28 protein-coding genes are annotated in these 24,760 nt (G+C 70.0%); 8 read left to right on the top strand and 20 right to left on the bottom strand.

Annotated features, from left to right (window positions below; genetic code table 11):
* Positions 1-60: 60 nt before the first annotated feature.
* From ABZ016_RS40255 to ABZ016_RS40240, 4 genes are all read right to left on the bottom strand, one after another.
* Positions 61-1,311, bottom strand: coding sequence for a hypothetical protein (locus ABZ016_RS40255; RefSeq protein WP_356921746.1), 1,251 nt, complete (start codon positions 1,309-1,311; stop codon positions 61-63).
* A 91-nt stretch (positions 1,312-1,402) separates the two neighbouring features.
* Positions 1,403-1,987 (bottom strand): DUF6114 domain-containing protein, encoded by a 585-nt coding sequence (locus ABZ016_RS40250; RefSeq protein WP_356921733.1) that lies wholly within the window; start codon positions 1,985-1,987, stop codon positions 1,403-1,405.
* Between the two features lie 192 nt (positions 1,988-2,179).
* On the bottom strand, positions 2,180-2,824 hold the full coding sequence (locus ABZ016_RS40245; RefSeq protein WP_356921732.1) for a DUF6230 family protein: 645 nt from the start codon (positions 2,822-2,824) through the stop codon (positions 2,180-2,182).
* A gap of 622 nt (positions 2,825-3,446) precedes the next feature.
* Complete coding sequence (locus ABZ016_RS40240; protein WP_356921731.1) at positions 3,447-4,424, bottom strand: tetratricopeptide repeat protein; 978 nt, start codon at positions 4,422-4,424, stop codon at positions 3,447-3,449.
* A 233-nt stretch (positions 4,425-4,657) separates the two neighbouring features.
* Between ABZ016_RS40240 and ABZ016_RS40235 the strand changes: the two genes are divergently transcribed.
* Positions 4,658-5,266 carry a TetR/AcrR family transcriptional regulator gene (locus ABZ016_RS40235; protein ID WP_356921730.1) on the top strand — a complete coding sequence of 203 codons (609 nt, stop codon included), beginning with the start codon at positions 4,658-4,660 and terminating at the stop codon, positions 5,264-5,266.
* 42 nt (positions 5,267-5,308) lie between these two features.
* Here ABZ016_RS40235 and ABZ016_RS40230 read toward each other — a convergent pair whose 3' ends face one another.
* The 5 genes from ABZ016_RS40230 to ABZ016_RS40210 all read right to left on the bottom strand — a co-directional run bounded on the left by ABZ016_RS40230 (position 5,309) and on the right by ABZ016_RS40210 (position 9,612).
* On the bottom strand, positions 5,309-7,009 hold the full coding sequence (locus ABZ016_RS40230) for a methylmalonyl-CoA mutase family protein (protein WP_356921729.1): 1,701 nt from the start codon (positions 7,007-7,009) through the stop codon (positions 5,309-5,311).
* 75 nt (positions 7,010-7,084) lie between these two features.
* Positions 7,085-7,423: a DUF3817 domain-containing protein gene (locus tag ABZ016_RS40225; RefSeq protein WP_003993039.1), complete on the bottom strand. Its 339-nt coding sequence runs from the start codon at positions 7,421-7,423 to the stop codon at positions 7,085-7,087.
* Positions 7,424-7,466: 43 nt separating this feature from the next.
* Complete coding sequence (locus ABZ016_RS40220) at positions 7,467-7,976, bottom strand: MarR family transcriptional regulator (protein ID WP_356921728.1); 510 nt, start codon at positions 7,974-7,976, stop codon at positions 7,467-7,469.
* 32 nt (positions 7,977-8,008) lie between these two features.
* Positions 8,009-8,356 (bottom strand): antibiotic biosynthesis monooxygenase family protein, encoded by a 348-nt coding sequence (locus ABZ016_RS40215; protein WP_356921727.1) that lies wholly within the window; start codon positions 8,354-8,356, stop codon positions 8,009-8,011.
* Positions 8,353-9,612, bottom strand: a complete 1,260-nt coding sequence (locus ABZ016_RS40210; protein WP_356921726.1) for a cytochrome P450 — start codon at positions 9,610-9,612, stop codon at positions 8,353-8,355. Before ABZ016_RS40210 ends, ABZ016_RS40215 begins: the two co-directional genes overlap by 4 nt.
* A 229-nt stretch (positions 9,613-9,841) precedes the next feature.
* On the opposite strand from ABZ016_RS40210, the gene ABZ016_RS40205 reads away from it, so the two are divergent.
* Together ABZ016_RS40205 and ABZ016_RS40200 are read left to right on the top strand one after the other, a co-directional pair.
* The gene (locus tag ABZ016_RS40205; protein WP_356921725.1) at positions 9,842-11,485 is read left to right on the top strand and encodes an FAD-dependent monooxygenase; all 1,644 of its coding nucleotides are present in this window, start codon (positions 9,842-9,844) and stop codon (positions 11,483-11,485) included.
* Between the two features lie 44 nt (positions 11,486-11,529).
* Complete coding sequence (locus ABZ016_RS40200) at positions 11,530-12,528, top strand: amidohydrolase family protein (RefSeq protein ID WP_356921724.1); 999 nt, start codon at positions 11,530-11,532, stop codon at positions 12,526-12,528.
* 78 nt (positions 12,529-12,606) lie between these two features.
* Here ABZ016_RS40200 and ABZ016_RS40195 read toward each other — a convergent pair whose 3' ends face one another.
* The 9 genes from ABZ016_RS40195 to ABZ016_RS40155 all read right to left on the bottom strand — a co-directional run bounded on the left by ABZ016_RS40195 (position 12,607) and on the right by ABZ016_RS40155 (position 18,768).
* Complete coding sequence (locus ABZ016_RS40195; RefSeq protein ID WP_345660162.1) at positions 12,607-12,948, bottom strand: TcmI family type II polyketide cyclase; 342 nt, start codon at positions 12,946-12,948, stop codon at positions 12,607-12,609.
* Positions 12,949-12,975: 27 nt separating this feature from the next.
* A complete protein-coding gene (locus tag ABZ016_RS40190) occupies positions 12,976-13,455 on the bottom strand; it encodes an SRPBCC family protein (RefSeq protein WP_356921723.1) in 480 nt (159 codons plus the stop codon).
* Position 13,456: 1 nt separating this feature from the next.
* Positions 13,457-13,714 carry an acyl carrier protein gene (locus ABZ016_RS40185; protein WP_356921722.1) on the bottom strand — a complete coding sequence of 86 codons (258 nt, stop codon included), beginning with the start codon at positions 13,712-13,714 and terminating at the stop codon, positions 13,457-13,459.
* Entirely contained in the window at positions 13,704-14,981 is a 1,278-nt protein-coding gene (locus ABZ016_RS40180) for a ketosynthase chain-length factor (RefSeq protein WP_356921721.1), read from the bottom strand. Before ABZ016_RS40180 ends, ABZ016_RS40185 begins: the two co-directional genes overlap by 11 nt.
* Entirely contained in the window at positions 14,978-16,246 is a 1,269-nt protein-coding gene (locus ABZ016_RS40175) for a beta-ketoacyl-[acyl-carrier-protein] synthase family protein (RefSeq protein WP_356921720.1), read from the bottom strand. The genes ABZ016_RS40180 and ABZ016_RS40175 overlap by 4 nt, the downstream gene beginning before the upstream one ends.
* The gene (locus tag ABZ016_RS40170; RefSeq protein ID WP_356921719.1) at positions 16,243-16,707 is read right to left on the bottom strand and encodes a cupin domain-containing protein; all 465 of its coding nucleotides are present in this window, start codon (positions 16,705-16,707) and stop codon (positions 16,243-16,245) included. Before ABZ016_RS40170 ends, ABZ016_RS40175 begins: the two co-directional genes overlap by 4 nt.
* A 62-nt stretch (positions 16,708-16,769) precedes the next feature.
* Entirely contained in the window at positions 16,770-17,891 is a 1,122-nt protein-coding gene (locus ABZ016_RS40165; protein ID WP_356921718.1) for a SchA/CurD-like domain-containing protein, read from the bottom strand.
* A gap of 242 nt (positions 17,892-18,133) precedes the next feature.
* Positions 18,134-18,427, bottom strand: coding sequence for an MTH1187 family thiamine-binding protein (locus tag ABZ016_RS40160; RefSeq protein ID WP_189739141.1), 294 nt, complete (start codon positions 18,425-18,427; stop codon positions 18,134-18,136).
* Complete coding sequence (locus ABZ016_RS40155; protein ID WP_356921717.1) at positions 18,424-18,768, bottom strand: DUF3817 domain-containing protein; 345 nt, start codon at positions 18,766-18,768, stop codon at positions 18,424-18,426. The genes ABZ016_RS40160 and ABZ016_RS40155 overlap by 4 nt, the downstream gene beginning before the upstream one ends.
* Before the next feature lie 225 nt (positions 18,769-18,993).
* On the opposite strand from ABZ016_RS40155, the gene ABZ016_RS40150 reads away from it, so the two are divergent.
* From ABZ016_RS40150 to ABZ016_RS40135, 4 genes are all read left to right on the top strand, one after another.
* Entirely contained in the window at positions 18,994-19,626 is a 633-nt protein-coding gene (locus ABZ016_RS40150) for an AIM24 family protein (protein ID WP_356921745.1), read from the top strand.
* Between the two features lies 1 nt (position 19,627).
* Positions 19,628-20,278: an AIM24 family protein gene (locus ABZ016_RS40145; RefSeq protein WP_356921716.1), complete on the top strand. Its 651-nt coding sequence runs from the start codon at positions 19,628-19,630 to the stop codon at positions 20,276-20,278.
* Positions 20,275-21,075, top strand: a complete 801-nt coding sequence (locus ABZ016_RS40140) for an AIM24 family protein (protein ID WP_356921715.1) — start codon at positions 20,275-20,277, stop codon at positions 21,073-21,075. Before ABZ016_RS40145 ends, ABZ016_RS40140 begins: the two co-directional genes overlap by 4 nt.
* Before the next feature lie 116 nt (positions 21,076-21,191).
* Positions 21,192-21,668 (top strand): MarR family transcriptional regulator, encoded by a 477-nt coding sequence (locus ABZ016_RS40135; protein WP_003993020.1) that lies wholly within the window; start codon positions 21,192-21,194, stop codon positions 21,666-21,668.
* Between the two features lie 16 nt (positions 21,669-21,684).
* Here ABZ016_RS40135 and ABZ016_RS40130 read toward each other — a convergent pair whose 3' ends face one another.
* Entirely contained in the window at positions 21,685-23,094 is a 1,410-nt protein-coding gene (locus tag ABZ016_RS40130) for a HAMP domain-containing sensor histidine kinase (RefSeq protein WP_356921714.1), read from the bottom strand.
* Positions 23,091-23,759: a response regulator transcription factor gene (locus tag ABZ016_RS40125; protein ID WP_356921713.1), complete on the bottom strand. Its 669-nt coding sequence runs from the start codon at positions 23,757-23,759 to the stop codon at positions 23,091-23,093. The genes ABZ016_RS40130 and ABZ016_RS40125 overlap by 4 nt, the downstream gene beginning before the upstream one ends.
* Before the next feature lie 116 nt (positions 23,760-23,875).
* Between ABZ016_RS40125 and ABZ016_RS40120 the strand changes: the two genes are divergently transcribed.
* On the top strand, positions 23,876-24,505 hold the full coding sequence (locus tag ABZ016_RS40120) for a PepSY domain-containing protein (protein WP_356921712.1): 630 nt from the start codon (positions 23,876-23,878) through the stop codon (positions 24,503-24,505).
* Positions 24,506-24,760 lie beyond the last annotated feature (255 nt).

Genomic DNA, 24,760 nt, shown 5'->3' with positions numbered 1-24,760 from the left:
TGCCCCGCCGGGTGGACACCCGGCGGGGCACAGATTTCGCGGCTCCCGGAGAAGACCGGATCAGTCGGTGACGTACTGGTGCAGCCCCGGCACGGTCAGCGTGCCTCCGAACTGGCCTGCCTGGGTGACCTTCACGTTGGTGAAGTAGATGTACGGGATGTTCAGGGGCGGCGGGTGCTCCGGGTCGAACGTGACCGGGATCAGGCCGAGCAGGTTTCCGGAGATGCTCTCCGTGTACATCACCGTCTTGCCGTCGGTGATCGTGGACGTCGACCCCTTGGCCGCCTGGACGTGGTGCGTCTTGCCGGACAGCTTGTCCTTGACGAGCTGGTGCAGGTCCCCGATGTCGGTCCCGTCGTTGATGACGTACTTCAGGACCTTCTTGGTGGCGCCGCTCGCGGTCTTCACCTCGACGATGCCCTGGTAGTCGGCACCCTTCAGCGTCAGCGAGCTGGCCTCCAGGCGCCAGGGCTCGTCGGGCACGAGGATCTTGTTGTCGATCCCGCCCTCGGCGTCCGTGGCGGCCGGGCAGTCCTCGGGGTCCACGGAGGAGCTCTCGGACGGGCTCGGGGAGGCGGTGGCCTTGTCCGCCGCCTCTTCGGCCGCCTTCTTCGCCGCCTCGGTGGTGTCCTCAGCCGCCTTCGACGCCTTGTCGGTCGTGTCCTTCACCGCGTCCTGCGCCGTGTCGGTGACCTTGTCGGTGGTCTCCTTGACGGTGTCGGACGCGTCGTCCTTGCTGGTGGCCTCGTCGTCGGCCTTGTCCCCGGACGGCGAAGCGGACGCGGACGGCGTGGGGCTCGGGCTCGCGGTGGACTTGCCGCCCGTGAGGATGCCGCCGATCGCGTCGCCGATGCCCTCCAGCAGACCGCCACCGCTCTCGGACGCCGAGGGACTCGGCGTGGCCGCGTCGTCCTCGCCCGAGGTGCCCGAGGAGGCCGAAGGGGTCGGCGTGGGCTCGGTCTTGTCGCCCGTGTCGTCGGAACCTGAATCCGACGAATTCGACGAACCCGACGAGCCCGACGGGGTCTTGTCCGCGTCCGCTTCCGAACCGCCTGCGGACGCCGAGGGGCTCGGCTCGGCCGCGTCCTGGTCCTTCTTGCCGTCGGTCCCGCTGTCACTCGCCGAGGGCGAGGGAGAGGCGCCGTCCTTGTCGTCGTCCAGCGCCGCGACGCAGTCCTTGTACTCGTCCGCCTTGAGGCTGTTCGCCGTGGACGGGTGGTCGTCGGCAAGGGCGAGAGTCGGGGTGAATCCCATGCCCATGAGCACGGCGGTGGGCATCGCCGCCATGGCTATCGCCTTGCCGGCCGGCATCTGGAACCGGGTGAACAGCGGCTTCTTGGGGGCCGCGTGACGAGGCCCCGTTCTCGCTCGCGCCGTGGACTCGGGCAACTGGTGGTGGGCGTCAGCCGACACGGTACCCCCCGTGATGGGCCTCGGGCCGGGCGCCACCCGCCGATCCGCTGTCGTCGGTCCCGAAGGGAGAGAACGTCTGCCCCGGCTCCCCTGCGACACCGTCGGAAGCGGGTTCCGCCGCGCCCTCCGTCGTGGGCCCCTGACCATCCGGCTGCCGGCCGCCCCCGGCGGACTCCGTCTTGCCCGGGGCCCAGGAGATCCCGAGCGCGCCGCCGAGCATCGCCAGCAGGAAGCCGATGATGAAGCCCCCGATGTTCGAGACCACCAGCGACACCAGAGCGAGGATGATCGCCGCGACACCGGCGAAGACCCGCGTCGCCTGCTGGAACCACATGGTCAGGCCCAGCGTGACGAGCAGAACCCCGATGATGAGGGAGCCGGCACCCGCGGTGGTCGCCATGGTGAGCGACATGGTTCCCAGCTTGAGGGTGGCGTAGGGGAAGTACGCGATGGGCACCCCGCCGAGGATGGTGAACAGGCCTGCCCAGAACGGCCGGGTGCCCCGCCAGTCACGGAATCGCCGACGCAGCCGGGTGAAGGTCCCGGCGCTCTGGACCGGAGTCTCGGCACTCATGGAAAACAGCTCCCTCGGTCCGGTGGAGGTACGTACCGGCTCGGCCGTAGGCGTGTGGAGAAGCCGGAAAGTCTAAGTCTGTGAAGGTGCCCGGCTCGCGGCCGGGCCGGGCCCGCAGGGCGGGGAAGCCGCTGCTTCCCCGCCCCTCAGGAGCAGTTCAGCCGCCCCTGGGGTGCCCGTGAACCGGAGGCCTCAGTAGCACTCCATGTCCTTGTCCATGCCGAGCTTCATCGACAGGCCACTGAGCTTGAACGTGCCCGCCGTGGTCGCCCACGCCGTCTGCTCGACGCCGTAGAGGTCGGCCGACTCGGCCTGCTGGGCGAAGCCGCCCGGCAGCGTGGACTTCTTGTCCTTGACTTCAGGACCACGGGTCTTGTCCTGAACCGCGACGCCGATGTCGATGTTCTTGAACTCGGCGTCGGCGTCGAGCTGAGCGACGTCGATGTACAGGTTGTGCGCCGTGACCGGCTTCTTCGGGTCGGTCCCCGCATCAAGACGGAGGTAGACCGTCTTGCCTATGAGGGGGATCGGCGTCGCGACCGACTGGCACATCTTGGTGATCGTCGCGTCGTCGAACGACGAGATCGCGACGGGAACCTGGGTCTGTTCCTTGCCGTCCGTCTTCTTGTAGACGGTGTCGATTCCGCCGTACTGAGCGAAACCCTCACCGTGCAGGTGACCGGCCGACACCTTGAACTGCTGACCGGAAACGCTGAACGAAGCGGCCAGCGCCCCCTGCGCGAGTCCGACACCCACACATGCCGCAGCGGCGACGCTGGGCACCATGACCACAGCGAACCGCTTCCATCTGGTCCCGCCACGCACCTGGGACTCCATATTTCCTCCTTCTCGGACGTACATCTCCTGTCCTGGCTCGCCCCGAGTAGCGGCTCAGCCGGGCAGGGATGGGAGAAGTGCTACGTCCTCGGGAAGGAGAGCGCCCGCACTCGGAGGCACAACTCGCGCCCGAATCACCGGCGATCACCCCCGAGCGACAACCACTGGTCGCGCCTGACACGCATCACGCACAACCCTGCTGGACAGGCTTCGCCGAGCAGGCGAAGACCCCCCTGTCCAAGAGCCGGCGCCACTGCCGCCGGCTCTGCTCGGTGGGGACCCAGGACGTCCCGCGACCCAACCGGCTGCCGGGGTACGGGAATGGACCGAGCGTGGCCGATCGTGGTCCATTCTGGCCGCCCGCACAAGGGGGTTCGTTACTGGCTGGTAACGGCCGGATAACCGAACACCGACCCGATGGTCTCGGACGGCGACGCAGGGTGTCGCCCGACGGCGGTACAAAGCTGTTGATCGATGGACAGAATCCGACAGATCAACGCCCACGACTTACTCGCAGTAACAGCGGCCGCGATTACCAAGTTTTGGTAAAGCGCGGCCGCGGTGACGCTCTGTCGGCAAATTTTTCACGCGGGCACCACATGCCCGCGTGTTTAACGACTGGTCAGAACAGGGCGCGCGCCAGGGCCCTACGGGCCGCGATCACGCGCGGATCCTCGAATCCGACCACCTCGAACAGCTCCAGCAGCCGCATCCTCACGGTGTCCCGGTCGTCACCGAACGTACGCTGCACGGTCTCGATCAGCCGGCCGAAGGCGTCCTCCACGTGCCCGCCCACCAGGTCCAGGTCGGCGGCGGTGATCTGCGCCTGCACGTCGGCCGGCTTCTCGGCCGCGTCCTTGCGCACCTGCTGCGGGTCGATGCCCTGCACCCGCTGGAGCAACTCGGCCTGGGCGAGGCCCAGTTTGGCCTCCTCGTTGCCCGGGTCCTCGTTCAGCACGTTCTTGTAGGCCTGGATGGCACCGCCCAGGTCACCCGAGTCCAGCGCCTGGACGGCGGACTCGAGGAGGCCGTCATGCGGGCCGGCCGGTCGCTCGGGGGCCGCCTGGGCATCGCCGCCCGGCTCGGCGTCGGGGTCGACGGTGAGGCCCGTCAGGCCGAAGCGCTGCTCGGCGACCTGCACCAGCTGGTCCAGGGTCTGCCGGATCTGCGTCTCGTCGGCGGCCCCCTGGAAGAGCGGCAGGGCCTGCCCGGCGACGACCGCGAACACCGCGGGGATCCCCTGGATGCCGAACTGCTGCATCAGCATCTGGTTGGCGTCGACGTCGATCTTGGCGAGCAGGAAGCGGCCGTTGTACTCGACGGCCAGCCGCTCCAGGACGGGGCTCAGCTGCTTGCAGGGCTGACACCACTCGGCCCAGAAGTCGATGACGACGGGCACCTCGGCGGACCGCTGCAGGACGTCCCGCTCGAACCCCGCCTCATCGACGTCGATGACGAGATCGGCCGGGGAGATCGCCCCCGTCCCGCCCTCCCGGGCGGCCTGGGCTCGCGCCTGCTCCGCCTTCGCCTTGGCCTCCTGGGCCGCCTTCACCGCGGCGAGGTCGACGACTCCGCTCATGGACATGTTCCGTGGCTGCATGCGTCTATCCTCCCCCGTACTGCGCGCGCGTGTGAAAAACGGTGTGAAAGCCGGGCTGGTCGGTCCCCTTGGGTGCCGGGTCCCCACTCGGCACCGTCGTGACGAAGCCCGTGTACGTCCGTCACGAGCTTTCGCTACGAGACGTAGCGTAATGCCACGCCCCGGGCCGGGGACACCACCCCCCGGTGATCTCCCTCACGGCCACACAGGAACCGTCGGTTTATGGTCAGGGCATGCAGAGCCGCAGCCCCGCCAGCCGCACCGGGCGCCCGCGCAGCGCCACGGCGGACGCCGCGATCCTGGCCGCGACGCGGGAGGCGCTGGTCGACCTGGGATGGTCCAAGCTCACCCTGGGAGACGTGGCGACACGCGCCGGGGTTGCGAAAACGACGCTCTACCGCCGCTGGGCGGGCAAGAACGAGCTGGTCGTCGACGCGGTCGCGGAGCTCTTCGACGAACTCCGCCTGCCCGACCGGGGCAGTCTGGCCGCGGACATCGAGGGCGTCGTACTCCAGTTCGCGGCGATCCTGGCCCTCCCGGAGGCGAAGAGCGGCCTGATGGCGGTGGTGGCGGAGGCCACCCGCGACGACGCCCTGCGCGAGCGCATCCGCGCGTCGGTCGTCGACCGCCAGAAGCGCCTGGTCCTGGAGGGCCGGTGCCGAGCCCAGGAACGAGGCGAACTCCCACCCGAACCGAACCCGGAGTCAGCGGCCCGCACGGCGGACCTGATCTTCGACATGGTCGCGGGTGCGGTGGTCCACCGCACCCTGGTCAGCGCGGAACCGGCGGACGAGGAATGGGTCAGAAGCTTCACCAAGGTGCTGCTGGAAGGACTCTCTTAGCGGGCCGGGCTGCGGACCCACCCCAGCCGCAACACCGAGCACTCAGAAACCGGCAGGCTCCGTATACACCCCCCACTCATCCCGCAGCACCCCACAGATCTCCCCAAGGGTCGCCTCCGCCCGCACCGCGTCCAGCATCGGCCCGATCATGTTGGCCCCACTCCGCGCGGCAGCCAGCATCCCGTCGAGCGCGGTGCGCACGGCAGCGTCGTCCCGCCCGGCCTTGCGCCCGGCCAGCACCCGCACCTGCTCCCGCTCCACCTCGTGACTGACCCGCAGGATCTCCAGGTCCCCGGTCACCGACCCGGTGTGGCAGTTGACGCCGACGACCTTCTTGTCGCCCTTCTCCAGCGCCTGCTGGTAGCGGAACGCCGACTCGGCGATCTCCCCGGTGAACCAGCCGTCCTCGATCCCCCGGAGGATCCCGGAGGTGATCGGCCCGATCGGGTGCTGCCCGTCGGGGTGCGCCCGCAGCCCCCGTTCCCTTATCTGCTCGAAGATCTTCTCCGCGTCCGCCTCGATCCGGTCGGTCAGCTGCTCGATGTACCAGGAGCCGCCCAGCGGGTCGGCGACGTTGCCGACGCCGGTCTCCTCCATGAGCACCTGCTGTGTGCGCAGCGCGATCTCCGCCGCCTGCTCGCTCGGCAGCGCGAGGGTCTCGTCGAGGGCGTTGGTGTGCAGCGAGTTCGTCCCGCCGAGCACGGCGGCCAGGGCCTCCACGGCCGTCCGTACGACGTTGTTGTACGGCTGCTGGGCGGTGAGGGAGACGCCGGCGGTCTGGGTGTGGAAGCGCAGCCACTGCGCCTTCTCCGACGTCGCCCCGTACACGTCCCGCATCCAGCGGGCCCAGATGCGGCGGGCGGCGCGGAACTTCGCGATCTCCTCGAAGAAGTCGACGTGCGCGTCGAAGAAGAAGGACAGGCCGGGGGCGAACACATCCACGTCGAGGCCGCGCGACAGCCCCAGCTCGACGTATCCGAAGCCGTCCGCGAGCGTGTAGGCCAGCTCCTGCGCGGCCGTCGCCCCGGCCTCGCGGATGTGGTAGCCGGAGACGGAGAGCGGCTTGTACGCGGGGATGCCGGCCGCGCAGTGCTCCATCAGGTCGCCGATGAGCCGCAGGTGCGGCTCCGGCTGGAAGAGCCACTCCTTCTGGGCGATGTACTCCTTGAAGATGTCCGTCTGGAGCGTGCCGTTCAGGACGGACGGGTCGACGCCCTGCCGCTCCGCCGCCACCAGGTACATGCAGAAGACGGGGACGGCCGGGCCGCTGATGGTCATCGAGGTCGTCACGTCGCCGAGCGGGATGTCCTTGAACAGGACCTCCATGTCGGCGGCCGAGTCGATGGCGACACCGCAGTGCCCGACCTCGCCCAGCGAGCGCGGGTCGTCGGAGTCGCGGCCCATCAGGGTCGGCATGTCGAAGGCGACCGAGAGCCCGCCCCCGCCGTTGCGGAGGATCATCTTGTAGCGCTCGTTGGTCTGCTCGGCGTTGCCGAACCCGGCGAACTGCCGGATGGTCCACGTACGCCCTCGGTAGCCGGTCGCGTACAGGCCGCGGGTGAAGGGGTACTCCCCGGGCCAGCCGATCCGCTCGAAGCCGTCGTAGGTGTCACCGGGCCGTGGCCCGTAGACCGGCTCCACCGGATCGCCGGAGAGCGTGGTGAAGTCGGCGTCGCGCTTGCGCGCGGCATCGTACCGGGCCTGCCAGCGGCGGCGGCCTTCCTCTATGGCGTCAGCATCCATACCGACGAATTTACTAGGACGTCCAAGTAAATGTCGATGGGAGACCGCCGTACGTTGCTCCGTACGGCGGTGCGGTTACGCCTTGGCGGCCGCGGGCGAGTCCTCCGCGACCTTGGCCTCGAGCTCGTGGCTGATCCGGCGCTCCACGAAGAACGCGGCCGTCGGAACGGTCCCGGCGAGCAGCACCCACAGCTGCTTGCCCACCGGCCACTTCGCCTTGGAGCCCAGGTCGAAGGCGAAGATCAGGTACAGGACGTACAGCCAGCCGTGCGCGATGCCGACGACGCGCGTGAAGTCCGCGGCGCCGTCCATGTCGAGCAGGTACTTGGCGATGACGCCGATGGTCAGCAGGACCAGCAGCACGCCGGTGACGTAGGCCATCACGCGGTAGCGGGTCAGCACGCTCTTCTTCATGCCGTCGAGCGTAACGACCCGTTCCGGGAGATCTTGCCCCGGGTCAGCCCTCCTCGAAGTCCCCCGCGGCGACCCGCAGCGGCCGCAGCATGGCGAAGATCTCCGCGCACTCCTCCGCGTCGTACGCCCCCAGTCCGAAGTCCATCGCCATCAGGTCGCGGGTGGCCGACTCGACCACCTCGCGGCCCTTGTCGGTGATGCTGGCCAGGGTGCCGCGCCCGTCGTTGGGGTTGGGCCGCTTGCCGACGAGACCCGACCTCACCAGCCGGTCCACGGTGTTCGTCACGGACGTGGGGTGCACCATGAGCCGCTCACCGATCTTGGACATCGGCAGCTCGCCGGACTTGGAGAAGGTGAGCAGCACCAGTGCCTCGTACCGCGCGAACGTCAGCCCGTACGGCTTGACCACCGCGTCGACCTCGGCGAGAAGGATCTGCTGGGCCCGCATGATCGAGGTGATCGCGGCCATGGACGGCACGTTTCCCCAGCGCTGCTTCCAGCGTTCGTCGGCACGCGCGATCGGATCGAAGGAGAGACTGAGCGGCTTCGGCACGAACCCGACCTTACCGGCCGGTCACATGGTGGTCAGCCCCGTCTCGGCTTTCGGGCACCGGGGCCCTCGGGCATGATCTCGAAGACCCCCGTCCACCGGTCGTCGTGCAGACAGGCGTTCATCGGCGCGACCAGGGTGGCGTGGTCGGGGTCGGTCCGCCACCGCTTGATGGCCTCGAAGCTCTCCCACTCACTGGTGAGCAGCCACTGAGCGGGGTCGTCGACGGAGCGGCAGAGCTGTTCGCGCAGATGCCCGGGTGACCGCACGGCGCGTTCGAGCACGCCCTGGTACGACTCCACGAACTCCGCTTCGCGCCCCGCGCGGACCCGCAGCAGCCGCACCACCCGTACCCGGGCCGGCGCCGCGTTCTCCCCCGTCACGACGGGTCGAGGACGACGGGCAGCTCCGCCAGTCCGCGGAAGGCCGGGAACGGCACGGTCAGCCAGCGCGCGTCCTCCGGTGCCACGGCCAGGGCCATGTCGGGGTGCCGTCCGAAGAGCGTGCCGAGGGCGATCTGCATCTCCAGCCGCGCCAGCGGGGCGCCGACGCAGTAGTGCGGTCCGAGGCCGAACGCAAGGTGCGTCGCCTGGACGTTCGGGCGCTCGACGTCCATGCGGTCCGGCTCGGGGAACATCTCCGGGTCCCGGTTGGCCGAGGTGAGCGAGATCTGCACCAGCGCACCCTTGGGGATGAGCATGCCGCGGATCTTGATGTCCTCCTTCGCGTAGCGGAACGTCGAGTTCTCCACGGAGGTCTCGAACCGGAAGACCTCTTCGACGGCCGCGGCCATCGCCTCGGGGTTCCGCATGGCCAGACGCTTCTGCTCCGGCCTGCTGAGCAGGTGGTAGACGGCGTTGCCGATCTGGTACGCGGTCGACTTGTGCCCGGCGAACAGCAGCACCCACGCGGTGGAGACGAGTTCGCCGTCGGTGAGCGCGCCGTCCTGGTCCTGCGCCGTGACGAGTGCACTGAGCAGTGCCCCGTCCGGCTCCCGGCGCTTGCGCGCGATCAGGTCCACCAGGTAGTCGCGCAGGTTTCCCTCGGCGATCTCCAGCGCCTTCCTCGCCTCCGGCCCGAAGCCGGTCTGCGCGACGGTGGCGGACCACTCCTGGGCCTGCTTGCGTTCGTTCTCCGGGACGCCCAGCAGCTCGCAGATCACGTGCAGCGGCAGCGGGAAGCAGAACTCGGTGAGGAGGTTCACCGGCTCGGACGCCGGGCAGCGGTCCAGCAGCCCGTCGGTGATCTTCTGGACCTGCTCGCGCAGCGACTCCACGCGCTTGGGGGTGAAGGTGGCGCCGACGATCCTGCGCAGCCGGGTGTGCTTCGGAGGGTCCGAGAAGAGCATGTTGTCGTCCAGCGCGATCGACGAGTCGCCGAAGATCCGGTGGTAGGCGTCGATGGCGCCGTACATGTCCTTGCTCAGCCGGGGGTCCGCGAGGGCGGCGCGGGCGTCGTCGTACCGCGTGATGAGGTACGTGTCGACCCCGTGCGGGGGCGACAGCGGGCACACCGGTGCCGCCTCCCGGAGTGCGGCGTAGACGGGGTGCGGGTTCGCGCGGAACTCCCGGCTGCAGGACGATGCCGCGGCGGCGGCCTCGTCGGACGACATTCCCTCGGATGCGAACGCTTGCGTCATGACTGGTCCCGGTGGCAGAAGTTCCGTCGGTCGGTCACACCGTTTCCCGTCCGGCGTCGCGCGGCAAACGCTGCTGGGCCATACGAGTCGTAAGGCCGAATGCGCCGTGCACAACGGGCGGTTGACCCGGCCGGCGTATGCCGGGAAGCCCCGGATCGCGCACTCCTGGCCCGCTTGGTAAACATTTTGAACGGGCCGGTCCGCCTCTTCACGGGCCGGCACTCGCCGAATGCTGAGGAAGCCAGTGAGCGGACGCGCAGCGGAATCCACACCAGTTCTCGTCGTGGGCGGATCCCTGGTGGGTCTTTCCACATCCGTGTTCCTGGGGCGTCTCGGGATCGAGCACATGCTCGTGGAGCGGCACGCCGAGACGTCGACGCACCCACGCGGCCGTGGGAACAACGTGCGCACCATGGAGCTCTTCCGGACCGCCGGACTCGAGCAACGGGTGCGGGAGGCGGCTTTCGCGCTCGCAGGGAACGACGGTGTCCTCCAGGTGGACACCCTCACCGGGGGCCGGCGCCGCTGGATCATCCAGGACATCTCCGCGGGCATGGACATCTCCGGAGTCAGTTCGTCGAACTGGTGCCTGTGCAGCCAGAACGACCTGGAGCCGGTCCTGCTGAGCCGCGCCCGCGAGGGCGGAGACATCCGCTTCGGCACGGAACTGCTGTCCTTCACCCAGGACGAGGACGGGGTCCGGGCCCGGGTCATGAGCCGGGAAACCGGTGAGACGTACACCGTGAACGCCGAATTCCTGGTGGCCGCCGACGGCCCGAGAAGCCCCATTCGCGAACATCTGGGAATCAGCCAGTCGGGGCCCGGTGCTCTTTTCCACAACATCAGCGTGACGTTCCGGAGCAAGGCGCTCAAGGAATACGTCGGACCGCAGCGCTTCATCGTCTGCTACATCACCGATCCACAGGGAGAAGGCGCTCTGCTGCCCGTGGACAACGAGGAGCGCTGGGTCGTCCACATTCCCTGGTTCCCGAACCGGGGCGAGTCACTGGAGGATTTCACCAGTGAGCGCTGTGCGGCGCATATCCGCGCGGCTGCCGGAGTTCCGGACCTCGATGTCGAGATCACCGGAAAAGCGCCGTGGCACGCGTCGAAACGCGTCGCGGACAGCTATGCGCGGGGCCGGGTCTTCCTGGCCGGGGACTCGGCCCACGAAATGCCTCCCACCGGGGCGTTCGGCTCCAACACCGGGATCCAGGACGCCCACAACCTCGCCTGGAAGCTCGCCGCGGTACTGCGCGGCTGGGCCGGCCGGCCGCTGCTCGGCACGTACGAGGCCGAACGCCGGCCTGTCGCCGTCACGACGAGCGCCCGGGCCTCCCAGCAGGCGGTGGAGGAGGAGCACCCCGGCTTCGCTCCGGCGGCGGGACGCAACGACGACCCGGCGGACCTCATGACGGTCGCGCTCTGCTACCGGTACGCGTCGGAAGCCGTCGTGGGCGCCTCCCCCGGCCGGCCGGTCGTCCCGGACGACTTCCGGCTCGGCGGAGAGCCCGGCAGCCGCGCACCGCACATGTGGGTCACGCGGCGCGGCGAACGGATCTCCACCCTGGACCTGTACGAGCGTTCCTTCGTCCTGCTCGCCGGGCCCGGGGGCCAGGAGTGGCGCGGCGCGGCGGAACAGGCCGCCGGGACCCTGGGCGTTCCGGTCGAGGCGTATCTCGTGGGGGACGGCCCCGATCACGACCTGTCGCCCGAGCCGGGCGCCGACTGGGCGGAGCTGCACGGCGCGGCCCGGGACGGTGCCGTCCTGGTGCGCCCGGACGGTTTCGTCGCCTGGCGCGCGACCGGCCGGCTGCCCGATGCCGGCCAGGTGCTGACGAACGTACTGCGCACCGTGCTCTGCCGTGACTGAGCACGCCGCGTCCCCATCGAACGACCGACACCGAGGACATGCCGATGACATTCGAAGACGGCTTCCAAGACGGCCCCGTCGCGGGCCGAGTGGACGTCCATCACCATTTCACCGCGCCGGCCTGGCTGGACTGGGCCGAGCAACGCGGCGTCGTCAACCGCGAGCGGCTGCCCTGGTGGACGCGCTGGGACATGGACGCGGCCCTGGAAGTCATGGACAAGACGGGCATCAGCACGTCCGTCATGACCGTGGCGATGCTCGGACGGTTCCGTGAGCGTACGGAGCGTCAGGAGAGCGCGCGGATCGCCCTGCGGGCGGCGGCCGACGTCGTCGAGGCACGTCCCGCGCGCTTCGCCTTCTTCGCTCCGGTGTTCCTCGACGACCTGGAGCTCTCCCGGTGGAGCCTGCGCTACGGGCTCGACGAGCTCGGCGCCGTGGGCGTCAGCACGAGAACGAGCATGGACGGCGTCTACCTGGGCGACGCATCCCACGACAGCCTCCTTCAGGAGCTGAACGAGCGGTCCGCCGTCATCAGCACGCACCCCATGGAGGTGCCGGCCGGCAAGGACGGCGGTACCGGACTGCCGGGGATGCCGCCCTTCGTGTGTGACTTCCTCATGGACACCACGCGGGCGGCCATCAACCTCATCCGGAACGGCACCCTGGACCGCTACCCCGATCTCACCTTCGTGCTGCCGCACGGAGGCGGCTTCCTGCCGTACATGGCCACCAGGCTCGAACTCTTCGGCGGGCACCTCTCCCCCGGCATCGAGCCGGGCCGGGTCCGGGACTACCTGCACCGGTTCTACTTCGACACCGCGGGGCCCATGTCCCCCTCCGCCACACCCACCCTGCTGGCCACGGTGGACCCCGGCCGGATCCTCTTCGGCACGGACTGGCCGCCCACGCCCGCACAGGTCGTCGCCGACATCGCGGCACCGGCTCTGGACAGCGATCCGGCCCTCTCACCGGAGCAGCTCCGGGGCATCAACCGGGACAACGCCCTGCGTCTGCTGCCGGTGCTGGACCGCTCCGCCCGGTAGCCGGAAAAGCATGAGAGAGAGAAGGGCCGCTGCACCGGCAGCGGCCCTTCTCTCATGGCTCGTTGTTCACCGGGTCGTTCACCGGCCGGCCGGTGAACGGTCCCTCTCCCAGTGGTAGAAGCGCTGCGCCATCGCGTCCTTCGGACCACGCCAGGTCTCGGGGTCGTAGGGGCGGACGTACGCTTCGAGTCTTCTGCTGATGTCGAGGAACTCGGGGCGTCCGGCGACCCGCGCGATGGCGGGGCCCGGGTCCTGTTCGGCCTCGATGAAGTGCATGTACACATCGCCGAACTGGAAGAGGGAGCGCTGGGTCACCCCGACGAGGTGGGGCAGGTCGCCGCGGTCGGACTCCGCGAAGACCTCGGCGATGTCCGGGGCCGAATGCGGGGCCATCCGGGCGACGATCAGGGCGTGGTGCATGAGGTCCTTCTCCTTGTGCGGCGGCGTTCAGGCGGGTGTGGCGGGTGCTGTCGGCCGCTCGTCGGCGGCCTGCTCGATGCGGTCGCGGATGAGGGCCAGCTGGATCGGCGAGTTGCGGTTGATGATGTCCGTCATCCCGGCGTCGTCGACGGGCGCCTCGGGCTTCATGGCGAAGTCCTGCGTCCAGTGCATGCGGACGCCCCGGGGGGTCTCCTCGTACTCCCACAGGATGTTCATGTACTCGAAGGGGCCGGTCTCGACCCGGCGTGCCCGGACGGTGAGCTTCTCGCGGTCGGTGGTCCGCTCCGACACCCAGCTCCACACCTTGCCGTTCTCGTCGGGGTGCATGGTGAGGCGGAAGGTCACCGTGTCGCCCTCCCGGGACAGCACCTCGGCGTCCGCGTACTCACTGAACAACTGAGGCCATCTCTCGATGTCGTTGGTCATGTCCCAGACGAGGTCGAGGGGAGCGGCGATGGTGATCTCGTTCTCGGTGTGTCCTGCCATGTCAGGCTCCTGCCGTGAGGGTGCTGTTGACGAGGTCGAGGAAGTCGCGCGGGGTCTTGCACCGTTCCGCGTCGGTGGGCAACGCCCGGCCGTGCCCGTTCTCCAGCTCGCCCACGATGCCGAGCAGGCCGAGTGAGTCCAGCCCGAACTCGGCGAACGGACTGTCCGCCCGGGCCGCGAGGTCCTGCGGGTCGACGGTGACGCCGGCCGCCTTCTTCATGAGTGCGGCCAGTTCTTCCAGGGTCACTTCACTGCTCATGCGTGTTCTCCTTGTCGTGCGGTGTGGCGGATTCCGGGCCCCGGCGCAGCACCAGCGCCGCGTTGGAGCCCATGAGTCCGCGGCTGAGGACCAGGGCCGTGCGGAGCTCGGCCGGGCGTGCCGTCGAGGTCACCAGGTCGATGTCGTGGCAGACGTCGAAGACGTTCGGCGTGGGCGGGACCTGTCCGTGTTCCATGGCCATCACCGCTGCCACGACGTCCAGTACGGGCGCCCCGCAGTAGGACCGGCCGATGCCGGTCTTGGGGGCGGTGACGGGCACGCGGGTGCCGTGCGGGCCGAGGGCGTCGGCGAGGGCGAGGGCCTCGGCGCGGTCCGCCTCCGGGACGCCCATCGCGTCGGCGAAGACCACGTCGATCTCCTCCGGGGCGCAGCCGGCCTCGTCGAGGGCGCCGCGGATCGCCTGGGCGAGTCCCTCGCGTGAGCGGTCCCAGCGCGAGGCACCGGTGAAGGTGGCCGCGTGCCCGGCCACGACGGCGCGGACGGCCGCGTCGCGGCGGCGCGCGCGGTCCTCGTCCTCGACGACCAGCACGGCGCCGCCCTCGGCCGGCACGAAGCCGCAGGCCGCGGAGGTGAAGGGGCGATAGGCGCGCGCCGGGTCCTCGGCCGTGCTGAGTTCCGGGTATCCGAGCTGGCAGACCATCGAGTACGGCGCGAGCGGCGCCTCGGCCGCCCCGACCACGACCACGTCGGTGCCCCGTCCCACGGTCCGGGCGGCGTGGGCGACGGCGTCCAGTCCTCCGGCCTCGTCGCTCGCGACCACGCCGCAGGGGCCCTTGAAGCCGCCGCGGATGGACATCTGGCCCGTGCTGGCGGCGTAGAACCAGGCGATGGACTGGTAGGGGCCGACGAAACGGGATCCCTGGCCCCACAGCCGCTGCAGCTCCCGCTGGCCGAACTCGCCGCCACCGGATCCGGCGGCGGTGACCACGCCCACGGAGTACGGGGAGTCGGCGGCGGCGTCGCTCAGTCCCGCATCCTTCAGGGCCGCACTGGCGGCGGCCATCGCGTAGTGGCTGAACCGGTCGGTCTGCACGAGGAAGGTCTCCTCGATGAGCGCCGAGGGATCGAAGCCCCGCACCTCGCCGGCGACGCGCAGCGGAAGGTGCCCGCAGCCCTCCCGGGTGATCCGGTCGAGGACGAACAGCCCCTCCTTGACGGACTTCCAGTAGGTCTCGGTGTCGGTTCCGTTGGGCGCGACCACACCGATCCCGGTGATCACCGTGCGCCGGGTCGCTCGAGCACTCATCGTTTCCTCCCGCCCGGCCCCGTCAGGAGCACCGCGGACTGGAACCCGCCGAAGCCACTGCCCACGGAGAGCACGTGGTCGAGCTTGCGCGGGCGTGCGGTACGGGGCACGTAGTCCAGGTCGCACTCGGGGTCCGGGGTCTCGTAGTTCGCCGTCGGCGGGACCACCTGGTGGGCCAGGGCCAGCACACAGGCGACGACCTCGATCGCGCCGATCGCGCCGAGCGAGTGGCCCACCATGGACTTGATCGAACTCATGGGCGTGTCGTAGGCGTGGGCGCCCAGCGACCGTTTGACGGCGGCGGTCTCGTGCCGGTCGTTCTGACGGGTGCCCGAGCCGTGCGCGTTGACGTAGTCGATCCGGGTGGGATCCAGCTTCGCCTGTTCGAGCGTGGTGTCGATGGCCCTGGCCATCTCCAGTCCCTCGCTGGTCAGTCCGGTCATGTGGTACGCGTTGCCGAAGGTGGCGTAGCCGCCGATCTCGCAGTAGATGTGCGCGCCGCGGGCCCGGGCGTGTTCGAGTTCCTCCAGGACGAGCACCGCGGAGCCCTCGCCCATGACGAAGCCGTCGCGGTGGGCGTCGAAGGGGCGGGAGGCGTGCTCCGGGTCGTCGTTGTTCGGCGAGGTCGCCCGGATGGCGTCGAAGCAGGCCATGGTGATCGGGGAGATCGGGGAGTCCGACGCTCCGGCGACGCATATGTCGGCGCGGCCCTCCGCGATGGTGTGGAAGCCGTAGCCCACCGCGTCGAGTCCGGAGGTGCAGCCGGTCGACACGGTCTGCACCGGCCCCTGGGCGCCGAAGCGTTCGGCGACGTCGGAGGCCAGTGTGCTGGGCGAGAACGCCCGGTGCAGCTGCGGTTCGGCGGCCCGGTGGTCGACGTCCCAGCGTTGGCCCCGTTCGCTGACCAGTACGTAGTCGTGCTCCAGGCGGGTCGTGCCGCCCACGGCGCTGCCGAGCGAGACGGCCACCCGCCAGGGGTCCTCCGCCTCGAAGTCGACGCCGCTGTCGGACACCGCCTCCGCCGCCGCGACGAGGGCGAACTGGATGTACCGGTCGGCGCGTTCGGCCTGGCCGGGATCGAGTCCGTGCGCGAGCGGGTCGAAGTCGCATTCGGCGGCTATCCGGGAGCGCAGCCCTTCGGGATCGAACAGGGTGATGCCGCGCGTCGCGGTGCGGCCGCTGGAGAGCAGGTCCCAGAAGGCCGGTACGCCGATCCCGCCGGGGGCGACGACGCCGATGCCGGTGACCGCCACCCGCCGGGTCATGAGGGCACCCCTCGTCGTTCGGGCTGCGCGCCGTCCCCGTGCACGACCGGGTGCGGCCCGGCGGCGGCCTCCCCCTCCTGGGTCTCGGTGTCGACGTGGCCGAGGCTCGGCTTCGGGGCCAGCGGGGCGAGGTGGAAGACCATCCGGGCCTCCAGGTCACCGACGTTGCGGAAGCGGTGCCGCATGCCGATGGGGATCATGAGGCCCTGGTCGGCACGCAGAGCACGCGTGTCGTCGTCCAGGTCGACTTCCAGCTCTCCCTGGACGACGTACACGAACTCTTCGGAGTACGGGTGGTAGTGCTCGCTGATGCGCTCCCCGGGCTGCATGATGGCCAGGCCCATGAAACCGCTCGTGGAACCCACCGTGAGGGGGGTGAGCAGGGTGCGCAGATCGCCGCCGCGCCTGCGGTTGGGCTCGGTCTCGCTGATGTCCACGATGCGCGGGCGCGTTGTGTCCATGGTCCGTCTCCAAGGTCGGTCGGTGGGGGTGGGTGTTCAGGGACGGTGTCGTCCATGGGCCGTCAGGGCTGGTCGGCAGCCCTGCGGTCGGTGATCGGCGTCATCTCGGTGTGGGCCAGGAGGCGGGTGGCGTCCCGTTCGTTCGAGAGCGGTCCTGCCACGCCGAGTGCGGCGCCGTCGAGCAGCCGGGTCAGCACGGCGGCCTTGCGTGCGCCGTGGATACCGAGCGCCCTGACCGGGTCGCTCTCGGGGTCCCGCGTGTCGATGAGGCGGACGACCAGGTCGTCCCGGTGGAAGACGGTGCTGCGGTGCACGGGACTCGCGGGGTCGTCCGCGGCGGCCTCGTCCTGCTGGGCGAGCAGCCGTGCCAGGGCCATCCCGCAGCCCTCGCGGGCCGGGTAGAACAGCGCGTGGCGCCGCAGGCCGTCCGGCTCCGCTCCGCCGCGCGCCACATGGTGCACGGCCGGCATGGCCGCGCGGATGAAGAAGGCACGTGCGGACGCGGGGTCGGTCAGGTCCCTGTCGAGTTCCAGGTGTGGGTTGAGGGCTTCCTCGACGGCCCGCACCTCGGGTTGCCGGGAGACGTGGCGCAGCGCCGTCTGCAGGTCGCCCTCCACCTCGACGGTGCGCACGACGCGGTTGCCGTGCATGAACAGGGTCGTACGGCGCAGCCGGGTGGAGTCGTCGACTCGGGACCGGGGCGGCGCGTACCCGGCGAGGATCTCCGCGACCTTCGACTCGGAGCCGGGTTTGACCGTGAACGTCAGGGCGTGGCGCGTCACTCCGTCGCCCACCCGCACGGCTCCCCGCAGTTCCTCGCCGGCCCGGTCGGCGAGCGGGACGGCCCGCCCCGTCTCACGGACGACGGTGTAGCGCGTCGACCGGATGTCACGGACGCAGTCCTGCATGGGCCTGACGGTCTCGATGTGCTCCTCGCTGTTCACCCAGGCGAGATACGGCGGGGCCGTCTCCCATTCGCTCGTGATGAGCCACTGGGACGGGTTCTCCACGGACTGGCACAGCTGGTCGCCGAGGTGACCGGGAACCGACGCGACCCGGCTGCGCATGTGCTCGTAGGCGTCGAGGAACCGTTGCTGGGCGCCTTCGTGGAGGTCGACCAGCAGGATCACGCGCAGCCTGGAGCCGTCGAACGCCGACTGGGATGTATACGTCGAAGTGTCCATCCGGCAGACCCTTCCTTCGGGGCAGACGGCGGCCGCCGCATCCGGCAGTCGGATGACGGTCGGCCCTGAGCCCTCATCGTGGGTCGGCGTGTCGGACTCCGCGAGCCGCGCGGGTCATCAGAGGGAACTGCCCGGTGCGCAGGGCGCGTTTGCGTCGGGTGCGGTGCCCGGCCGCCGCGAAAGGAAGAAGCCCCGGCTCGTCATGAGCCGGGGCTTTGCTCCGTATGGATGACGCGGCGAGGTCACTCGGCGAGGTGCCGCTCCACGGTCTCCACCTTGGAGGTGAGGCCGTCGGTCACTCCGGGGCGGATGTCCGCCTTGAGGACCAGGGAGACGCGCGGCGCCCGCGCCTCGACCGCGGCGACAGCGCGCCGGACGACGTCCATGACCTCGTCCCACTCCCCCTCGATCGAGGTGAACATCGCGTCGGTGCGGTTCGGCAGCCCGGACTCGCGCACCACGCGCACCGCGTCGGCGACGTACTCCCCCACGTCCTCGCCGACGCCCAGCGGCGTCACGGAGAAGGCGACGATCACGCGTTCACCACGCCTTCCTGGCGGGCGCGGGACGCGATCACGGCGTCCTCGGTCTCACGCCGCAGCTTCCGCTCGGCGAAGAAGCCGCCGGCGGGCAGCACCGAGAGGACGAAGTACAGCGCGGCGGTCTTCAGGGACCACTTGGCCCGGTTCCACGCGTCGGCCCAGAAGATCACGTACAGGACGAACAGCACACCGTGCACCATGCCCATCACCGGCACGGCGTTGAAGTCCGTGGTCCGCTTCAGCACCGAGCAGACCAGCAGGAGGAGGAAGGAGATCGCCTCGGGGGCCGAGACCAGGCGGAGGCGGCGGATGGCGGTGGCGGTCTTGAGGTCCACGGGTCACCTTCGGTGGGAGAGACGCGGCGGTCTGGACGAACGGTCTGTACGGTCTGACGGTTTGTGAACGCACGCACAAGCGTCCCGCCCATTGTGGCAAACCGCCGCGGGCCCTCCGGCCGGGGGGCTGCGCTCCGCCCCCGTAAGGGTCCGATCAGGGTCGTTCTCCACCCGCGGGCCCTGTCCGCGGAGCCCGGCCTGCGGCTACCTTTCCCTTTCGTGGCGATGTTCCGACTTCAGAGCAGCAAGGTGCTCGCCGTCGACATGACCGGAGACGCCGTGAAGGCGAAGAACGGCTCGATGGTCGCGTACGACGGCGAGATGGCCTTCAAGAAGCTCAGCGGCGGCGGTGAGGGCATCCGAGGCATGGTGACCCGTCGGCTGACCGGCGAGCAGATGACCTTGATGGAGGTGAAGGGGCGGGGGACCTGCTGGTTCGCGGACCGGGCCTCCGAGATCAACCTGGTCGGCGTCCAGGGCGACAAGCTCTACGTCGAGTCGAGCAACCTGCTCGCGACCGACGGCGGGCTGCGCACGGGCACGGAGTTCACGGGCCTGCGCGGCGCCTCGCAGGGCAACGGGCTGTTCACGACGACCGTCGAGGGCCACGGCCAGGCGGCGATCATGTCGGACGGCCCGGCGGTGGTGCTGCGGGTGAGCGCGCAGTACCCGCTGACCGTCGACCCCGGGGCGTACGTGGCGCACCAGGGCAATCTGCGGCAGTCCTTCCAGTCCGGTGTGACGTTCCGCACGCTGCTCGGGGAGGGCGGCGGCGAGGCCTTCCAGATGCGGTTCGAGGGGGACGGGCTGGTGTACGTGCAGCCGAGCGAGCGGAACACGATCGCGGGAGACGTGTGACATGGCCTTCCGGGAGATCAACGGAAAGATGGTCGAGGCGACGGTGGCGCCCGGTCAGCGGCTGTTCAGTCAGCGCGGCGCGATGCTCGCATACAAGGGCGAGGTGTCCTTCACGCCCAACATGGCGGGCGGCCAGGGCGGGATCATGTCGATGATCGGCCGCCGGGTGGCGAACGAGGACACCCCCCTGATGTCCGTCGAGGGCAGCGGCACCGTCCTGTTCGGACACGGCGGGCACCACGTCCAGGTGATCCACCTCGCCGGCGACACGCTGTACGTCGAGGCGGACCGCCTCCTGGCCTTCGAGGGCACCCTCCAGCAGGGCACGATGTTCCTGGGCTCGCAGGGCGGCGTCATGGGCATGGTCCGCGGCCAGGTCAGCGGCCAGGGACTGTTCACGACGACGCTGAAGGGCCACGGGGCCGTGGCGGTCATGGCCCACGGCGGCGTCATAGAGATCCCGATCACTCCGCAGCGGCCGGTGCACGTGGACCCCCAGGCCTACGTCGCCCACCACGGCGACGTCCGCAACAAGCTGTCCACGGCCCTGGGCTGGCGGGACATGGTGGGCCGCGGGTCGGGCGAGGCGTTCCAGCTGGAGCTCAGCGGCAGCGGTGCGGTGTACGTCCAGGCGTCGGAGGAGAAGCTGTGAGCACGTACGGAACGCCGGGCGCCGGCCCCGCGGTCTTCGACCCCGCGACGCTGCCGCCCGACGACAACGTCAACGCGTACACCTTCTGTGTGGAGCTGAAGGGGAGCCAGTGGTTCCTCCAGAAGGGGAAGATGATCGCCTACTACGGCTCGATCGACTTCAACGGCGTCGGACACGGCCGGCTCGACCGTCTTGTCCGTACGTCCTTTCATTCGCCTCTGCACGCGAGCGACTGGGTCGTGGCGGAGGGCTCGGGCAAGATGCTCCTCGCCGACCGGGCTTTCGACGTCAATTCGTACGACCTCGAGGACGGCAATCTGACCATTCGCTCCGGCAACCTGCTCGCTTTTCAGCCAAGTCTGTCGCTGAAGCAGTCAATCGTGCCGGGTTTTCTGACCCTCATCGGAACCGGAAAGTTCGTGGCCGCGTCGAACGGCCCGGTGGTGTTCATGGAACCCCCCATCCGGGTGGACCCCCAGGCCCTGGTCGGGTGGGCCGACTGCCCCTCCCCCTGCCACCACTACGACCACGGGTACATGACCGGCGTAATGGGCGGTCTACGTGCACTGACGGGCCTGGGAGGCGCCTCCGGCGAGGAGCACCAGTTCGAGTTCGTCGGCGCCGGCACCGTGCTGCTCCAGTCGTCCGAGACCCTGATGGCCGAGCAGGCCACGGGGGCCGTTCCGCCCCACGCCGGCGTGCCCGGCGGCGGGCCGTCGGGGCCCCAGCCAGGGCAGTCCGGCGTACCGCGTCTTCCCGGACAGCTGGGGGACCTCCAGCGTCGCTTCGGGCTGTGAGCGGTAGTCTGCGGAGTGTGACATCGAACGCCTTCGCACCGATGTTCGGCAGGCGCACGCCGTCACACGAAAACCCTCACTAGTTCGCCTTTCAACCTTTTAGGTAGACTTCATTCATGGAGACCGAGACGGCCACGCGCTGGCTGACCGATGCGGAGCAGTGCGCCTGGCGCACCCACCTGGAGGTCAACAGGCTGTTGACGTACCAGCTCGAAAAGGACCTGCAGCCGTTCGGCCTGACAATGAACGACTACGAGATCCTGGTGAACCTCTCCGAGTCGGAGGACCAGCGGATGCGGATGAGCGACCTCGCCTCCGCCACCCTCCAGTCCAAGAGCCGCCTCTCGCACCAGATCACGCGCATGGAGAACGCGAACCTGGTCCGGCGGGAGAACTGCGAGTCCGACCGCCGGGGGCTCTACGCGGTCCTCACCGACCACGGCATGGCGACGATGCAGCAGGTCGCGCCCCACCATGTGGCGTCCGTGCGGAGGCACTTCATCGACCTGCTGTCCCCCGAGGCCCTGACGGAACTCGACAAGGCCCTCAAGCCCATCGCGGAGCACCTGCGCGACCAGCGCGGACGCCCGTAGTCACCCGCCGCCACGGTCAGGCGAGAGGCAGGCGGAGCTCGAACAGGGCTCCGCCTGCGGGCCCCTGTCCGGCCGTGAGGGTGCCGCCATGCCGTACGGCGACGTCCCGGGCGATGGCGAGCCCCAACCCGGCCCCGCCGTCGTCGCGGCTGCGGGCGGCGTCCAGGCGGACGAACCGTTCGAAGATCCGCTCCCGGTCGGCCTCGGGCACACCCTCCCCGTCGTCCGCCACCCCGATCACGGCCGTACCACCCTCCGGCCGCACACACACGGTGACGGCCGACCGGGCATGCCGCTGGGCGTTGTCGAGCAGATTGGCGAGCACCCGACCCAACTGCCCCCGCGATCCGGCCACCTCCACCGGCTCCGCGTCCACCGTCACGCCCGTCCTTCCCTCGGCCTCCTCCCGGGCCAGCCCGGCCAGGTCGACCCGTGCCTCGCCGGGCCGCTCCCCCGCGTCCAGCCGGGCGAGCAGCAACAGGTCGGCGGCGAGCCGCTGGAGCCGCACGGTGTCCTCCACGGCCCCGTCGAGGTCCAGCAGCTCGGGATGCGCGGCAGCCACCTCCAACTGCGTCCGCAGCGAGGCGATCGGGCTCCGCAGCTCATGGGAGGCGTCGGCGACGAACCGCCGCTGCCGCTCCACTGAGGTCTCCAGGGCCGCGAGCGTCTCGTTGGTGGTGCTGGCGAGCCGGGCGACCTCGTCGTGCGTGTCCGGCTCCGGGACGCGCCGGGAGAGGTCCTCGGAGTGGGTGATCGCCGCCATCTCGCACCGGATGTCCTCCACCGGCCTGAGCGCCCGGCGGGTGACCAGCCAGGTCACTCCGGCAACGACGCCGAGCAGCAGCGGGAACCCGATCAGCATCACCGTGAGCGCGGTGCGCACGGCCCCGTGCTCGGCGGCCAGCGGAGAACCGGCGTAGACCTTGAGGCGCCCCCGGTCCTGGGTCTCCACCTCCACGGCGGCGAACCGGTAGTCCTCCGTGTCCCCGTCGATCGTCACCGACCCGTTGCTGAAGACGCTCTTCCCGGCGATCTCCCCGGGTTCGAGGGCCTCTTCGTGGTCGTCGGCCTCGTCGTCATCGTCCTCGCGGGGCGCGACCGGCGGCTGCGGCTTCACCCGATCGGAGTCGGTGCCGCTGATTTTCTCCAGGTCCTCGCTGGCCGCGACCAGCCGCTTGTTCTCATCGAGGACCTGCACCGGCCCGTCGTCGCCGTCCAGGCCCGACAGCTTGTCGTACGGCGTCCCGGCGGCGAGTTCGGAGGCGACCGCCCGGGCGGACCGCTCCGCCTGCGTACCGGCCTCGCCGATCAGATTGGACCGCAGGGACAGCAGGACGGCGGCGCCGGCCGCGACGAGCGCCACCGCGACCACGAGCGTGGCACCGAGCGTGGCCCGCGCCCGGACGGATCCGAACAGCCGCCTCACGGCGACGTCTCCAACCGGTACCCGGCCCCTCGCACGGTCCGGATCAGCCCGGCCCGCAGCTTGCGCCGCAGGGTGCTGACGTACACCTCGACGATGTTCGGATCACCCTCGTACGCGAAGTCCCACACGTGCTCGAGGATCTCCGGCTTGGACACCACCTCCCCGGCCCGCAGCACGAGCTGCTCCAGCACCGAGAACTCCTTCGCGGTGAGGGCGATCTCGTCGTCCCCCAGGAACACCCGCCGAGCCGCCGTGTCCACTTTCAGGTCCCCGTGCACATGCACCGGCGAGGCCCCGGCTCCCACCCCGCGCCGCCGGAGCAGGGCCTTGACCCGGGCCACGAGCACGACGTACGAGAACGGCTTGGTCAGATAGTCGTCCGCACCGGTGTCCAGCCCCTCGGCCTCGTCGTACTCGCCGTCCTTGGCGGTCAGCATCAGGATCGGCACCTCGTGCCCGGCGGCGCGCAGGGCGGCGCAGACCCGGTAGCCGTTGAGGCCCGGCAGCATGATGTCGAGGATCACCAGGTCGTATGTGCCCTCAGAGGCCTGGTGCAGCCCCTCCCTGCCGTCGTGGACGACGTCCACGGCGTACCCCTCGGCCGTCAGGCCCCTGGCGAGCGACAGGGCCAGCCGCTTCTCGTCCTCCACGATCAACAGGCGCATGCGTAAAGAGTGGCAAAGCCAACCTGAAGATCCCTTCAGGGGCCTTCAGCTTCCTCTCAGCCTCCGTCAGCCAGAGTCGAAGACGTCGAAAACGAAACGACTCGGGAGGAATCCGCATGAAGCGCAACATCGTGATCGCCGCTGTGACCGCTGCCGCCCTGATCGGAGGCGGTACGGCCACGGCTATCGCGACCACGGGAGACGACGAGGGGTCGGCGCGGCAGGCGGCGAACACACGGCTGTCGGACGACGACGGCCGGGACGACCAGGACGGCGCGGACGACCGGGACGACGACACCGCGAAGGCGTCTTCCGCGGACGTCACGGCGCCCGAGGCCATCGCCTCCGCGCTGAAGCACACCCCGGGCACGGTGGTCTCCGCGGAGCTGGACGACGAGGACGACAGCGACAAGGTGATCTGGAAGGTCGACGTCCTGGCCGGCGACAGCACCTGGCACAGCGTGAGCATCGACCCGTCCAGCGGCAAGGTCCTCGGTTCGCACACCGACGACGAGGACGACACGGCGCAGGTGCGGGCGGCGCTGAAGGGGGCTTCCGTGACGGCCGAGCAGGCCGCGAAGGCTGCTGCCGGCAAGGGGGTCGTGACGTCCGTCGGCCTCGACGAGGACGGCAAGGACAAGTCCTGGGAGGCCGAGACCCGCAAGTCCGGTGGGGTCGAGCAGGACTGGAAGGTCGACCTGAACACCGGCAAGGTCACGGCCGATCAAGACGACGACCAGGACTGATCAACAACTGTCACTTTCAACCGCCCCGGCGCCGCTGCTGACGCCGGGGCGTTGCGCAACTCGGCGCGGCGAGGTGCCGCTGCGCCCACCCGTGCCGCCCCAGCGGCACGACTGCCCGCAGCTGGGGCGGCCACGACGCGCCCGCAGCCGCCAATGGCGAGAAGGGGACGTGTCGGGGGGTGTCCGCCCGCAGCGGTTGGCGCGTCAACGCCAGTCAGTCGGTAGGTGACCCCATCGCGCCGTTCCGAGGACGGA

The organism is Streptomyces sp. NPDC006372 (genome assembly GCF_040612515.1).
Classification (GTDB): Bacteria; Actinomycetota; Actinomycetes; order Streptomycetales; family Streptomycetaceae; genus Streptomyces.
The sequence above is the reverse complement of the archived record's forward strand: the minus strand, read 5'-3'. Positions and strand labels throughout refer to the sequence as shown.